Origin of the sequence: Clostridium nigeriense (assembly GCF_050585265.1) — a bacterium.
In the GTDB taxonomy this organism is placed as follows: Bacteria; Bacillota; Clostridia; order Clostridiales; family Clostridiaceae; genus Clostridium; species Clostridium nigeriense_B.
In genome coordinates this window covers 1-13,361 of record NZ_JBNOOE010000005.1, presented here as the reverse complement: position 1 = coordinate 13,361, position 13,361 = coordinate 1, and the positions used below count along the sequence as shown (strand labels likewise).

The following is a 13,361-nucleotide window of genomic DNA, read 5'->3' as shown; positions in this document are numbered from 1 at the left end:
TATGGACTTGAAAATATTTTTCAAAGGTTTATAGTTATATAATAAGAGTATAAAATAAACATTTTAGAGGAGGCACTGAAATGAATATAAAATTAAGTGCATTAGATCAATCGCCTATAAGAGAAGGTTCAACAGCTACAGAAGCATTAAGTAACACTATAATTCTTGCACAAGAGTTAGAAAAGTTGGGATATTATAGATTTTGGGTATCAGAACATCATGATACAAAGAGTTTAGCAGGATCAAGTCCAGAGGTACTTATCTCAAGTATAGCAGCAAAAACTAACAAGATAAGAGTTGGTTCAGGTGGTGTTATGTTACCTAATTATAGTCCCTATAAGGTTGCTGAAAATTTTAAAGTTTTAGAAGCATTATATCCTAATAGAATTGATTTGGGATTAGGGAGAGCACCTGGTGGAATGCCATTAGCAACTAAGGCATTAATGCAAGGAAGAAGCATTTTTAGTGATAATTATGAGGAAAAGGTATTAGATTTGGTAAGGTATATTTATGATATAGTTCCAGAGGAACATGAGTTTAGTGGACTTAAAGCAACTCCATTAGTAAATACTTATCCGGAAATTCATATACTAGGTTCTAGTGGGGGAAGTGCAGGACTTGCAGCAGGTATTGGTGCGTCCTATGCCTATGCTCAATTTATAACTGGAGGTATGGGAGTTAGCTCTGTTAATTGGTACAGGGATAATTTTAAAAAATCTATTGTATCTGAAAGTCCTAATACTATAATTTGTAGTTTTGTTATTTGTGGGGAAACAGAAGAAGAGATTAATAATCAGACAGCAATTATGGACTTAACATTACTTTTAGTAGAGATGGGGAAATCATTAGGAGTACCAACTTTAGAAAAAGCATTAGCATATAAATATTCAGATGCGGAAATGCAAATAGTTAATAGAAATAGAAAAAGGATGATAATAGGAACTCCAGATAAGGTTAAGGAGCAAATTACTAATATGAGTGAAATTTATAATACGAATGAATTTATGATAATAAATTTAAATACAGATTTAGAAAATAAAATAAAGTCTTATAAATTAATAGCTGAAGCCTTTAGAGAATAACGAATTATTACCTTTAGTCTGTAGAAGTAAATATGTTGTGTTAGGTGACTTGGATCTTTGGATGGAGCAACTAATATAACATATTTATTTCTTTTTTTATAAATATTAATTTTTATGGTAGTATTATATATGTAATAAATGTATTTTATTTAAGGAGGATTCATATGAAAGTTTTAATTACGAATGATGATGGTATAAATGCAAGAGGAATATTAGCTTTAGCAAAAGAAATTTCAAAGAAACATGAAGTAACAGTTGTAGCACCTAGGGAGCAAAAAAGTGCGTCTAGTCATTCTATCTCGATTCATAATCCAATAAGGATAAGGGAAGAGAGTTTAGATGGAGGATTTAAGTCATATAGTTTAGTTGGAACTCCTGCTGATTGTACTCAAGCTGGATTATCATTATTGTGCAAAGATATAGATTTAGTTATATCAGGGATAAATAGGGGATTAAATTGTGGTACAGATATATTATATTCAGGAACTGTATCAGCAGCAGTAGAAGGAGCAATTTATAATGTACCATCTATTGCCATTTCTATGGAAGTAGATTGGGATAGATATGATGAGGATTATACAAAAGCTGCTAAATGGATAAGCAAAGTAGTAGATATAGCAGAAAAGAACTATTTAAGAAATGATGTTGTTTTAAATGTTAATGTTCCTAATGTAAATGAAGACGAAATAAAAGGAATTAAAGTTTGTAAGCTTGGAAAGTCTACATACAAAAATAGTTATGTATTATTAGAGGATTCAGATGATAGAGTTTATGAAATTAAAGGAACTAGAAATGATATATGCGAAGAGGATTCAGATCTTTATTTTTTATCAAAAGGTTATGTTACATTAACACCATTACATTTCGATTTTACGAATTTTAAGATTATAGATGAGGTAAAAAATATATTTGAAGATTAGGTGATTTAGGGGTGGAAGAAGAGAATATTAAAGAAATATTAATACAGAGAAATTATATGAAGTTTAGATTAATAATCCAAGGTATAATTATAGGATTAATTACAGGGGCTGTAATAGTATTAAATAGAATAATTATTAGTAAGTTAAATATATTATTTATATCTTTTTACTCCTGGGGAAATAAAAAGATAATTAATAGTCTATTAGTAATTATAGTAGTAGCTTTACTTGGATTTTTAGTTGGACTTATGGTTAAAAGAGAAGGAATGATATCAGGGAGTGGTATTCCTCAAGTTAAAGGAAGAGTAATTAATAAGCTTAAATTGAATTGGTTTAGAATATTAATTTACAAATTCATAGGAGGAGTTATAGCCTTAGGAGCTGGGCTTACTTTGGGAAGAGAAGGTCCATCTGTGCAAATTGGAGCCTCTATTGGTGAAGGAGTTGCAGATAAAAACTATAAAAAATATCCAGTAAAAAAAGAATTTCTAATTACAGCTGGTGCATCAGCTGGATTATCTGCTGCTTTTAACTCACCATTATCTGGAATTATATTTGCCTTAGAAGAGATACATAGAAATTTTTCTCCATTAGTTTTATTGCCAGCTATGGCAGCTGCGATAACAGCTGATTTTATCTCTAAGAATTTTTTGGGTATGGAGCCGTCACTAAATTTTAGTGAAATAACTGCTATTCCTTTAAAATATTATTGGATATTAATAATGTTAGGAATTTTAACTGGAGTTATGGGAGTTATATTTTCTAGGGGGATATACTTATTTCAAGATATATATTCAAGATTTAAAAAAGTTCCTCAAGAAGTTAAAACTATCCTGCCATTTATCATTACAGCAATAATAGGACTAAGTTTTCCAGTTTTATTAGGTGGTGGTCATGAGTTAATTTTAGAATTAACAACAAGTAATAATTCAATATTATTTTTAATTATTTTATACTTAGTAAAATTTGTTTTATTGCTTATATGTTTTGGATCAGGGGTTCCAGGTGGAATCTTTTTACCTATGTTATTACTTGGTTCTATACTAGGAAATATTGTTGGGGTGTTTTCTACAGAAGTATTAGGTGTTAGCAGTACATTTATTATTAATTTTATAGCTCTCGGAATGGCTGGATATTTTGCTGCTGTAGTTAAGGCGCCAATAACAGGAATAGTTTTAATTATGGAGATGACTGGATCCTTTAGTCACTTATTATCTTTATCAGTAGTAGTTATAATTTCATATATGACATCAGAACTTTTAAGAAACGAGCCTATTTATGAAGTATTATTAGAAAGATTACTTAAAAAAGTAGGAATACAAAATGAAGAGAATAAAAATAAGAAAACTATATTAGAATTTGTTGTTGAAATGGGAAGTCTAGTAGAGGGAAAGTATATAAATGAAATTAATTGGCCAAAAGATTGTTTGCTTGTATCTATAAAAAGAGGAGAAAAAGAAATAATTCCAAGAGGCTCAGTAAAATTAGTAAGTGGTGATTATATAGTAGCCCTAGTAAATATAGATAAAAGCTCTTTTATGATAGAAGAAATAAATAAGCTTACCTTAGTGTAAAAGTAAAAAAATAGGATGCAACTGATGAGAGCACTGAAAATTTTAAGCTTTTCAGTGCTCCTCACTAAGACAGCCTATTTTTTTCTTAGCTCTGATATAATATCTTTATTTTCTTCAACGTATTGTAATATGGATTTACTTAAAGCCTTTGCTACAGATTCTTGGCCGCTATCAGATTTTAAATATTTTTCATCATATGAATTACTTAAAAATCCTAATTCAAGTAATACGGGGATATTTTTATTTAATTCTAAAACTGCTAAAGCATCATCTTTACTTTCATAAGTTTTTAAACCTCTATCTTCAGTATAATTTAATTCTTTTAAAGAATTTTGAATAGTTTGTGCTAGCTTTTTGCTATTTTCATCATTATTCTTATACCAAGTTTCAGCGCCCTTCGAATCCTTATCATCAAGATTACTGTTACAGTGAATAGAAATAAATAAGTCTGCTTTAAATATTTCGGATATTCTTATTCTTTCCTTTAAGCTATCATTAGCAGTTTCAACCCAAGGAAGTAAATCATTTGTCCTTGTATAAATTACCTTAATTTCATTTTCTTCTAGTATCTTTCCAAGCTTTAATGAAATATCTAAAACTATGTCTTTTTCAAGAGATCCTGATAATCCTTTAGCACCTGTATCCCAATCTCCATGGCCAGGGTCTATACAAACTATAATCTTATCTTCATTATTAGAAGAAAATGCAATTTTTTTATTAACGTAATTTTTATTATTAATCAATAAAATGAGTGATAATATGCAAATTCCACTTAATATAACACATAAGCGAAATATTAATTGCCTTTTTCTTTTACGTTTATATAGGAGTTTTCTTTTGTGTGTAATATCAAATTTTGACTTTTCCATAACATACTCCTCTTATTATATATATATTCTACATAATATAATTATACTAAGAGAAATAATGATTGTAAATAAATGGATAATAATAAATGGAATATCATTAGTTGATAATATAGAAATATTGATATAAACTATAATAAAGGGGGAAGGTCTATGCCTAAGATTTTACAAAATCCAAGAGAAACAATATTAAAGGAAGCATATGCATTATTAGAAGAAAAAGGATATAAAAACTTTAGTATGAGAGAATTAGCTAATAGATGCGAAATAGGCCTTGGAACAGTTTATAATTATTTCGAAAATAAAATGGCTATTGTAGGAGAAATATTTAGCTCTACGTGGAATGAAATAATAGACGATTTAAAAACTGTTAAAGATAAGGACATATCCTTTGAAGAAAAAATAAAATTAATTTATTTAGGTTTAGAGAAATTTTTAGTATATCATAAAGAAGTATTTTTTGAGTTAACAAAAGAAGAAAAAACTATAGAAAATAAAAAATCTTATTCGTGCACTAAATATGAGGTATTAGATGAGTTATATTTAATAGTTGATGAAATAATAGATTTACATAAAGATACTAAAGATATAACTATGAATATAGAAACTAGGAAGTTAACTTCATTTTTAATAAATAATATGATATCTATATCTATGAAAAACACTGAATTTTCTATAGAAGATTTATTATATATAGTTGGAAATAAATTATAAAGGAGAAATTTTAGTATTATGAATTGGTTGAATAAGCTAGAGAGAAAAATAGGAAAATTTTATATAAGAAATTTAATGCTAATTATAATATTTGGTACTGCACTTGTTTATGGTTTTACCCTTTTAAGTGGAGATGACACATTAATTAATAATATAACCTTAGATCCATCAAGAGTAATGGAAGGAGAAGTGTGGAGACTTGTAACTTTTATATTTGTTCCAACAAGTAGTAGTATAATATCATTTATGTTTTCTATGTATTTTTATTATTTAGCAGGAACCGGATTAGAGCATGAATGGGGCGAGTTTAAGTTTAATTTATATTACTTAATTGGAATGCTTGCAACTATAATTCTTTCAATGATAACAGGTGGAACAGCAACAGGAACATATATTAATCTTTCGCTATTTTTAGCTTTTGCTAGGATTTATCCTAACTTCGAAATTTTATTGTTCTATATAATACCTATCAAAGTTAAATATTTAGCTATTTTTAACTGGGTTATTATAAGCTTTAACTTCTTATTTGCTGGTTCTTTTGCTGAAAGAATATTGATTTTAATTCCAATAATTAATTTTTTCATATTCTTTGGAAAGGATATATTTACTGGAACAAAGAGTGGAGCAGTTAATTATAGAAGGCAACAAAAGTTTAAATCACAAGTAAGACAAAGAGAAATACTTCATAAATGTGAAATTTGTGGAATAACTGAAAAAGATGATCCTAAAATGGAATTTAGATATTGCTCTAAATGTTCAGGAAAAAAGTGTTATTGCATTAACCATATAAGAAATCATGAGCATAAATAAAAATAGTATGTTATATCAATAGTGTTTAAGGCAAAAGTATTTAGATATACTTTTGCCTTTTTAATTTATAAAAAAATACAAATTAAGGATTTGTTTAAAATAATAAGAGATGTAATTGTTTTAATAGAAAATAATCAAGAATAATTATTAAATGATAGTAATAGTAATTATTGATTAAATATAGTATAATAAAATTAAATAAAATGAATGATGATTAAAATATAGATAAGTTTTATTGATAAGAAGGGAATAAAAATGGAAAGTAACGATTTAAAAAAGATATATGATAATCCTATGTATATAAGATATATAGATAATCCAAGTAATGAATTGATATTAGAAGCCGTTAAGAAAAATGGTTTAGCAATAAGATATATAAATAACCAAACAAAAGAAGTGAAGGAAGTTGCAATTAAAAATAATCCTTTATCAGTTGAATATATCAATGATTTAGAAGAGGATAATGCAGTATTAGCTGTTAAATTACTTTGGAATTCATTAAAGTATATTAAAAATCCAACAGATAAAGTTAAGCTAGAAGCTGTAAATGCAAAAGGATGGGCAATTCAATTTATAGAAAATCCTACAGAGGAAATGCAATTAAAGGCAGTTTCAAAGGATTATGATTCAATTAAATATATAAAAGAACCATCAGAAGAAGTTCAGTTAGCTGCTATAAAGAAGTATTGGGCTGCTATAAAGTTTATAGACAATCCAACTTTAGAAGCAAGAAGAGAAGCAATAAAGGGAAATGAAGAAGCAATTAATTACATTAACTTTAATTTAGATGAATTAAGAGTTTTAGTTGGAGATAATATAAAGGTTGTTAAATATGTATATGATTCTATTGATATTGATTTTGTAGTTAATGTAGTTATAGAAAAGGTTAAAGAAGAGTCAGTTGATGAAAAATATATAAAGGATTTTTTAGAGCTTGAAATATTAGAAATGGATAAGATAAATTTTATTAAAGAATATGGAAGTAAAAAGTCTAAAGTTTTATTAGTTGATTATAAACTTTCAAGATAAAAAGAGGTGACAATATGAAGTTTTCAGAAGCAATAAATACGGTGGAATTAGTTATAGAATCAAGATGTGTTCCATTAATAATAGGAGAAGCTGGTATAGGTAAGACTTCCTTAGTTAAAAGAATATGTAATAAGGATAACTATTATTTAGTTAATATAGATGCTAATCTTTTAAAAGAAGGTGAAATTGGAGGACTTCCAATAGTTGAAGGAGGAAGAACTAAGTACGCAACTCATTACAAGCTTATAGAAATTGAAAAGGCAGTATCAGATAATAAGTATAATGGTGTTTTATTATTTATAGATGAACTTAATAGGTGTGAGCATGCTGTTCAACAAGAACTTATGAACCTAATATTAAATAGAGAAATTAATGGATATAGATTGCATGAAAATGTAAAAATAGTAGCTGCAATGAACCCATCAAATAAATATGATGGCTTTGAAGATAGTGATTATCAAGTTGTAGATATGGATAAGGCCCAAGAAGATAGATTCGTTTGGATTCAATTAACTTCAGATATAAAAGAATGGATAAAGTGGGCCATGAGTGGAGAAGTAGATGTACATGATCATATAATTGAATTTTTATCAAATTTTCCAGAGTATTTAAATGTACCAAATTCAAATGAATCTATAAATGCCACTCCAAGAAGTTGGGAGAGAGTGGCAAAGGCTTATAATGTATATTTAAAAAATACAGGTGCATATTCAATGGATATATTTTATAACGTAGTTAAGGGGAATCTCGGAATAAGCATAGCTACTGATTTTATTAATTATATTAAGAATATAAAAAATCCGTTAATTAAGCCTGAAGATCTTTTCTCTTATATGATATTACCAATAGAAGTAAAGGAAGAAGTAAGAGGAGAAAGTCATTCAAGACTTTATATATTGGCTAAGAACTCTCTAAGATATTTAAGTGAAAATAATAGTGAAGTAAATAGAAAACTATTTTCAGACTTACTAACTTGCTATCCAAAAGATTTAAGACTTGGAATTATGAAAGAAATAAAAGGCGATGTAGAAGAAGAAGTTTACATGAATTTATTAAATGAGGATATGTTCTTAGACGCCTTCTTTAGTATTTATGAATAGGAAGAATGCTTATGGTATTTGAAGAAAAAAGAGAAAATTTATTAAAGCAAGCCTTAGAAATAAAAGAAAATGGAAAAGTATATAGTAACTTTGAAAGAGAGTTTTTTTCTTTAGTTGAAGATATAATTATAGATATGCTTGAAGGAGAAGATAGTTTTTTTGGACAATTTTTAGTAAGGATAGAAAGAAGCATTAGGTTTAATATTACTTGGCCATTAGCTACTGTTCCTAAAATGCAAGGATTTAAGATGTATTTTAATCCAGTACTTTTCCTTTATTATGATAAAAGGGAAATGCAAGCCTTATTTAAACATGAAATTTATCATATAATGTACGGGCATCATGAAAGAGAAAGAGTACTTAAAAATAAATATACAACATTAGCAGTTAATTTAGCTTTAGATATATCTATAAATCAATTTATAAAAAATCTTCCTATGGATAGTTATAAGCTTGAAAGGGTTAACTTAGAATATGGGTCAAACCTTCAAGAAGATAAACCTATAGAAGTATATGCTGAACAAATAGAAAAGGCTATTAAATCAAAGTTAAGCAAAAGTATAAAGGATGAAAAAAATGATTCTATTGGTGATATAATAGATCTATCAAAGGCTCATGATGTATGGGAAGAAAGTAATCTAAATCAGGATTCCATAAGAGATATGACTAAGAAAACTGCAATAAGTTCCTATAATGGTAAGGCACCAAAAGATATAGTTGGAATAATAAATGCTTATTCAGAAAAAGCAGAGATATCATGGCAAGATGCTTTAAAAAAAGTTATTCCTTCTTTAAGAGCAGGTGAAAGAAAAACTATTATGAGAAGGAATAGAAGACAGCCAGATAGATTAGATTTAAGAGGAACACTACCTAATAATGTACCAGAAGTAATAGTTACGTTAGATATAAGTGCTTCTATGAGTGAAGAGGAATTTAATAAAATATTAATAGAAGTTCTAGAAATAACTAGGACTAGAACTAACAAGATTACTGTAATTGAATGTGATAATGAAATAAGAAGGATATATGAGATAAAATCTAAAAATGATATTAAAAGAAGATCAGCAAAAAATGGAGCTACAAAGTTTTCTCCAGTGTTTAGATATATAAAAGAAAATAATTTAAGAAATTCAATACTTATATATTTTACAGATGGAGTAGGGGAAAGAGAATTAGAGGTTAGGCCTTTTAAACCGAATACTATTTGGGTATTAACTGGAGAAGAGGAATTATCATTAGAAAATCCATATGGAGAGATTAAGAGAATTACTACTAAAGCTGAAAAAGGCGAAGGCGGTACTGCTGGGTTAGATATGATAAAAGAATATCAGCAGGAACATGGAAGATACTTTTAGGAGCTGTCGCGCAATGAAAATTTAAGAATGAATAATGAATTATTAATTTATTAGTTTTGGGCTGTTTGTGCGACAGCCCAAAATAAAAATTAATCTTTTTTATTAGGAAATAGTTACTAAAAGCCCTAATACTATAAATACTAGAATATATTAATAAATTATGATATAATGATATTTATGTGGGGGTGTTTTATGAAATCTTACAAAATAAGTAAAAATAATAGTGTTATTTTAATAATTTTTGTATTGTTGGTTAGTTTACTTATAAACGTTTACACTTCAATTATGAATTCAAGGTATAAGGTATTGATAGGAAAAGAAACCTATAAGAGCGTGGAAGAAATTAGAAATAGAAATGAGAGTGCCTTGACTACCTTAGATCAATGTATAAAAGCTAAAAGTGTTAGTAATGAGGAATTATTATCATTGTATAAGAATTATAGTTCTATGTCAGAAGAATTTATCAATTTGTGGTCAAACTATATGAATTATGGTAAAGAAGAAATTATATCTTTAAATAATAAATCTAAAAAATCTAACGAAGTACCTAATGAGGTATATACAAGAATTGAGAGTTTGTTATTTGAATACTTAAGTTTAGAGATGAAAAATCATAATGAAAAGATCATTCTAGATGGAGAAGTTTTAGCTAACTTTACGACTATGTATAATATGGCAAATGAGTTAAATGATTATTATAAAGAATTCAATGAAACAAATCTTAAGGGCGTGGATATTGACAAAAAGGAAACTACATATATTAAAAATCACTATTGGGTAGATATTCTAAAAGGTATAAATTCTATAATGGACTCATATGTAAATTATGAATTTACAGTTAAACAATAATAGGAGAGATTAAAAAACTATAGAATAAATAGTTTTTTAATCTCCTTTTTTCTTTATTTTGTGATATATTAATTATATAAATATAACAAATAATACTATATAAAAAATATTATTGATTAAATATAGTATTAAGGAGGTAGGAAATGAATTTAAATAGAAATGATTTATGTTGGTGTAATAGTGGAAAAAAGTATAAGAAATGCCACTTAGATTTTGATGAAAAGATTGAGCATTTAAAAGCAAATGGATATGAAGTACCAACTAGAGATATGATAAAAAATCAAGAACAAATTGAAGGGATAAAGGCAAGTGCTAAAATTAATAATGCAGTATTAGATTTAGTACAAGAAAAAATTAAATTAGGAATGAATACTGAGGAAATTAATAAATTAGTTCATGATTTTACTGTTAATAGTGGGGCTATACCTGCACCATTAAATTATGGTGGATTTCCTAAAAGCGTTTGTGTATCTATTAATGATGTTGTTTGTCATGGTATACCAAGTGAGGAGACTATTTTAATGGATGGTGATATAGTTAATGTTGATGTATCCACTATCTATAATGGATATTATTCAGATGCTTCTAGGATGTTTATGATAGGCAATGTAAGCGAAGAGGATGAAAAGCTAGTTAGAGTTGCAAAAGAATGTTTAGATAAGGGATTTGCTGCAGTAAAGCCATGGGGATTCTTAGGTGATATTGGGGCTGCTATACAAGAGCATGCAGAAGCAAATGGATTTTCAGTAGTTAGAGCTTTTGGTGGCCATGGTGTTGGAATAAAATTTCATGAAGATCCCTTTGTAGCTCACGTTGGTGAAAGAGGAGAAGGTATGATTTTAGTGCCTGGAATGGTATTTACTATTGAACCTATGTTAAATCAAGGGGATTATGAAGTATTTATAGATGAAGATGATGATTGGACAGTATTTACTGAAGATGGTGGATATTCTGCTCAATGGGAGTACACAGTTTTAGTTACAGAAGATGGAGCAGAAATTATTTCTTGGTAATATTAAATTAATTAAAAAAACTCAAGCCTAAAAGCTTGAGTTTTTTATCTTATGTTATGAAATTAGTGACATCCGCCACCGCAAGAGCCACATCCACCTTCAACTTCAATAACAGGTTTTAGAGATAATCCTCTTCCTTCATTTTCATCAGTTGAAAGTAACTTAAATCCGCCGAATTCATCTATTAATTTTTCTTCTACAACGAAAACTAAATCATTTACCTTTTGAGTAACGTCTCCATCTCTTGCTTCATCAACAGATATATTAAAAGCAGGACCGCTACAACCAAATCCAGCTAAATTGATTCTAATGCTATAGTTATCAACTTCATTCTCGTCTAAGAATTCTTTAAATTCTTTATATGCTTCTTCGCTTATTAAAATTTTATCCATATTTACACCTTCTATTTCTAAATGATAATTTATATCACTAGTATAACATAGTAAGATTAAATAGCAAGAGTTTTTTAGTACAAAATATAGTAAATTTTAATAAATAGTTATTGTCTTTAGATTATATCATAAATATAATAGTTATTATAAGCAGATAAAGACTTATTTAGAAGGGATGTTTTTATTTTGAAGCCGTATGATAAGAATTACTTAAATGAAAAAATAAATGAATATAATAATTTAATATCTTTAGGTAGAGTTGGAAATTTTGAAATAAAAAAATTGAATAATAATAGTGAGTATATAGATGGGTATATGTATAGAAAAAAAGATAGAATAAACTTAAATGTTTTGGAATTACATGGCCCTAATAATATTTGGATGAGGATTTCTCCTATAGAAATAGAAAGTTCATACATGTTTATTAAGTATGCAAAAGGAAAAGTTGGTGTAGTAGGGTTAGGACTTGGATATGTAGTTCAAGAGCTAGCTAAAAAGAAAGATATAGATGAAGTGATAGTCTATGAAATAGAAAAGGATATTATAGATTTATATAATTCAAATTTTGAAGAAAATAAAAAGATAAAGATAATTAATAAAGATGCTTTTGAGGCAGAAGGTGAAGAGTTTGATTATTTTTATGTAGATATTTACGAATATAAATTTGATTATAGAGTTATTGAAGATTACGAAAAGTTTAATAATATTCATAAAATTAATGAATATCTATTCTGGGGAATAGAGCATTTTCTTTTAAGTTGCAAATATGAAGAAATTGTTTGGGTGTATGTGCCTGAACTTTGGATGGAAATGAGCAAGAAAATGTTCTCAGCATTGCAAGAAGCAGAATTATTAAAGTACTATAGACAGTTAGATGAAAAATTAGTAAGTAAGGTATTAAGTAGATTTAAAATCCTTTTAGATGAATAAACAAAGGAGAAAAAATAAAAAAAATTATGTTTAATTTAGATAATATAGTTAACTTATTTCAAGAATATAGTATGTATTCAATACCAATATCTTTATTTATAAGTACTATAATTGCATTATTAGGAGTAATACCATCTATATTTGTAACAGGTGCAAACATAGCATTTTTTGGACCGTTTTTGGGGTTTACAATATCTTTATTAGGTGAAACTATTGGGGGATATATAACTTTTATTGTATATAGGTTGGGATTTAAGAAAGGTGTAGAAAATCTTAAAAATAAACATAGACTACTGAATGCAATAGTAGAAGGAGAAGGAAAGAAAGTTGGTCTTTTAATTTTTGAAGGTAGATTAATTCCTTTTATACCATCAGGATTTGTAACATTAGCTGCCTCAGTTAGTAATGTAAATGGAATTACTTTTAATATTGCAACATTTCTTGGGAAAATCCCATCTATAGCTTTAGAAGCTTTAGTTAGCTATGATTTAATAAATATAGAGCAAAACTATATAAGATTAACTTTTACATTAATATCAATAGCTTTATTATATTTTACATTGAAAAAATCCAAACTTAATAAAAGATAAAATTAAAGGTAAATCTTTTTAAAAATTATTAAAATAAAAAGGCACATATGTGCCTTTTTATTCAGTTTGTTGAAAAACCCCCTGTTTAAAAACAGAGGGTTTTTCTATTATTAGTTGTGGATAAAATTTAAGATTAA

At 27.4% G+C, this 13,361-nt stretch carries 14 protein-coding genes; 12 read left to right on the top strand and 2 right to left on the bottom strand.

Annotated elements, in window-relative coordinates:
• Positions 1 to 80 precede the first annotated feature (80 nt).
• The 3 genes from ACQPVP_RS06130 (at position 81) to ACQPVP_RS06120 (ending at position 3,576) form a co-directional block, all read left to right on the top strand.
• Positions 81 to 1,082, top strand: a complete 1,002-nt coding sequence (locus ACQPVP_RS06130; protein WP_430848173.1) for an LLM class flavin-dependent oxidoreductase — start codon at positions 81 to 83, stop codon at positions 1,080 to 1,082.
• Positions 1,083 to 1,246: 164 nt separating this feature from the next.
• The gene (gene surE, locus ACQPVP_RS06125) at positions 1,247 to 2,002 is read left to right on the top strand and encodes a 5'/3'-nucleotidase SurE (protein WP_430848171.1); all 756 of its coding nucleotides are present in this window, start codon (positions 1,247 to 1,249) and stop codon (positions 2,000 to 2,002) included.
• A gap of 11 nt (positions 2,003 to 2,013) precedes the next feature.
• Positions 2,014 to 3,576: a chloride channel protein gene (locus ACQPVP_RS06120; protein ID WP_430848169.1), complete on the top strand. Its 1,563-nt coding sequence runs from the start codon at positions 2,014 to 2,016 to the stop codon at positions 3,574 to 3,576.
• A 74-nt stretch (positions 3,577 to 3,650) separates the two neighbouring features.
• Here the strand turns inward: ACQPVP_RS06120 and ACQPVP_RS06115 are convergent, their stop codons facing one another.
• Positions 3,651 to 4,445, bottom strand: a complete 795-nt coding sequence (locus ACQPVP_RS06115) for an N-acetylmuramoyl-L-alanine amidase family protein (RefSeq protein WP_430848167.1) — start codon at positions 4,443 to 4,445, stop codon at positions 3,651 to 3,653.
• 150 nt (positions 4,446 to 4,595) lie between these two features.
• On the opposite strand from ACQPVP_RS06115, the gene ACQPVP_RS06110 reads away from it, so the two are divergent.
• From ACQPVP_RS06110 to ACQPVP_RS06080, 7 genes are all read left to right on the top strand, one after another.
• The gene (locus tag ACQPVP_RS06110) at positions 4,596 to 5,156 is read left to right on the top strand and encodes a TetR/AcrR family transcriptional regulator (protein WP_430848165.1); all 561 of its coding nucleotides are present in this window, start codon (positions 4,596 to 4,598) and stop codon (positions 5,154 to 5,156) included.
• An 18-nt stretch (positions 5,157 to 5,174) separates the two neighbouring features.
• Complete coding sequence (locus ACQPVP_RS06105; protein WP_430848163.1) at positions 5,175 to 5,966, top strand: rhomboid family intramembrane serine protease; 792 nt, start codon at positions 5,175 to 5,177, stop codon at positions 5,964 to 5,966.
• A 255-nt stretch (positions 5,967 to 6,221) separates the two neighbouring features.
• Positions 6,222 to 6,995, top strand: coding sequence for a DUF4116 domain-containing protein (locus ACQPVP_RS06100; protein ID WP_430848161.1), 774 nt, complete (start codon positions 6,222 to 6,224; stop codon positions 6,993 to 6,995).
• Positions 6,996 to 7,009: 14 nt separating this feature from the next.
• Positions 7,010 to 8,095: an AAA family ATPase gene (locus ACQPVP_RS06095; RefSeq protein ID WP_430848159.1), complete on the top strand. Its 1,086-nt coding sequence runs from the start codon at positions 7,010 to 7,012 to the stop codon at positions 8,093 to 8,095.
• A gap of 11 nt (positions 8,096 to 8,106) precedes the next feature.
• Positions 8,107 to 9,450: a vWA domain-containing protein gene (locus ACQPVP_RS06090; RefSeq protein WP_430848156.1), complete on the top strand. Its 1,344-nt coding sequence runs from the start codon at positions 8,107 to 8,109 to the stop codon at positions 9,448 to 9,450.
• Positions 9,451 to 9,642: 192 nt separating this feature from the next.
• Positions 9,643 to 10,299 (top strand): hypothetical protein, encoded by a 657-nt coding sequence (locus ACQPVP_RS06085; RefSeq protein WP_430848155.1) that lies wholly within the window; start codon positions 9,643 to 9,645, stop codon positions 10,297 to 10,299.
• Between the two features lie 143 nt (positions 10,300 to 10,442).
• On the top strand, positions 10,443 to 11,312 hold the full coding sequence (locus ACQPVP_RS06080) for a methionyl aminopeptidase (RefSeq protein WP_430848153.1): 870 nt from the start codon (positions 10,443 to 10,445) through the stop codon (positions 11,310 to 11,312).
• Positions 11,313 to 11,374: 62 nt separating this feature from the next.
• Here ACQPVP_RS06080 and ACQPVP_RS06075 read toward each other — a convergent pair whose 3' ends face one another.
• A complete protein-coding gene (locus ACQPVP_RS06075) occupies positions 11,375 to 11,704 on the bottom strand; it encodes a HesB-like protein (RefSeq protein WP_430839317.1) in 330 nt (109 codons plus the stop codon).
• A gap of 186 nt (positions 11,705 to 11,890) precedes the next feature.
• On the opposite strand from ACQPVP_RS06075, the gene ACQPVP_RS06070 reads away from it, so the two are divergent.
• Positions 11,891 to 12,634, top strand: a complete 744-nt coding sequence (locus tag ACQPVP_RS06070) for a hypothetical protein (RefSeq protein WP_430848151.1) — start codon at positions 11,891 to 11,893, stop codon at positions 12,632 to 12,634.
• A gap of 26 nt (positions 12,635 to 12,660) precedes the next feature.
• On the top strand, positions 12,661 to 13,224 hold the full coding sequence (locus tag ACQPVP_RS06065; protein WP_430848149.1) for a TVP38/TMEM64 family protein: 564 nt from the start codon (positions 12,661 to 12,663) through the stop codon (positions 13,222 to 13,224).
• Positions 13,225 to 13,361 lie beyond the last annotated feature (137 nt).

What these genes read in the sequence shown, in the direction of transcription:
- ACQPVP_RS06065 (WP_430848149.1), top strand. Translation starts at nt 12,661, where the DNA reads ATGTTTAATTTAGATAATATAGTTAACTTATTTCAAGAATATAGTATG.
- ACQPVP_RS06115 (WP_430848167.1), bottom strand. Translation starts at nt 4,445, where the DNA reads ATGGAAAAGTCAAAATTTGATATTACACACAAAAGAAAACTCCTATAT.
- ACQPVP_RS06095 (WP_430848159.1), top strand. Translation starts at nt 7,010, where the DNA reads ATGAAGTTTTCAGAAGCAATAAATACGGTGGAATTAGTTATAGAATCA.
- ACQPVP_RS06075 (WP_430839317.1), bottom strand. Translation starts at nt 11,704, where the DNA reads ATGGATAAAATTTTAATAAGCGAAGAAGCATATAAAGAATTTAAAGAA.
- surE (WP_430848171.1), top strand. Translation starts at nt 1,247, where the DNA reads ATGAAAGTTTTAATTACGAATGATGATGGTATAAATGCAAGAGGAATA.
- ACQPVP_RS06130 (WP_430848173.1), top strand. Translation starts at nt 81, where the DNA reads ATGAATATAAAATTAAGTGCATTAGATCAATCGCCTATAAGAGAAGGT.
- ACQPVP_RS06105 (WP_430848163.1), top strand. Translation starts at nt 5,175, where the DNA reads ATGAATTGGTTGAATAAGCTAGAGAGAAAAATAGGAAAATTTTATATA.
- ACQPVP_RS06090 (WP_430848156.1), top strand. Translation starts at nt 8,107, where the DNA reads ATGGTATTTGAAGAAAAAAGAGAAAATTTATTAAAGCAAGCCTTAGAA.
- ACQPVP_RS06085 (WP_430848155.1), top strand. Translation starts at nt 9,643, where the DNA reads ATGAAATCTTACAAAATAAGTAAAAATAATAGTGTTATTTTAATAATT.
- ACQPVP_RS06110 (WP_430848165.1), top strand. Translation starts at nt 4,596, where the DNA reads ATGCCTAAGATTTTACAAAATCCAAGAGAAACAATATTAAAGGAAGCA.
- ACQPVP_RS06100 (WP_430848161.1), top strand. Translation starts at nt 6,222, where the DNA reads ATGGAAAGTAACGATTTAAAAAAGATATATGATAATCCTATGTATATA.
- ACQPVP_RS06080 (WP_430848153.1), top strand. Translation starts at nt 10,443, where the DNA reads ATGAATTTAAATAGAAATGATTTATGTTGGTGTAATAGTGGAAAAAAG.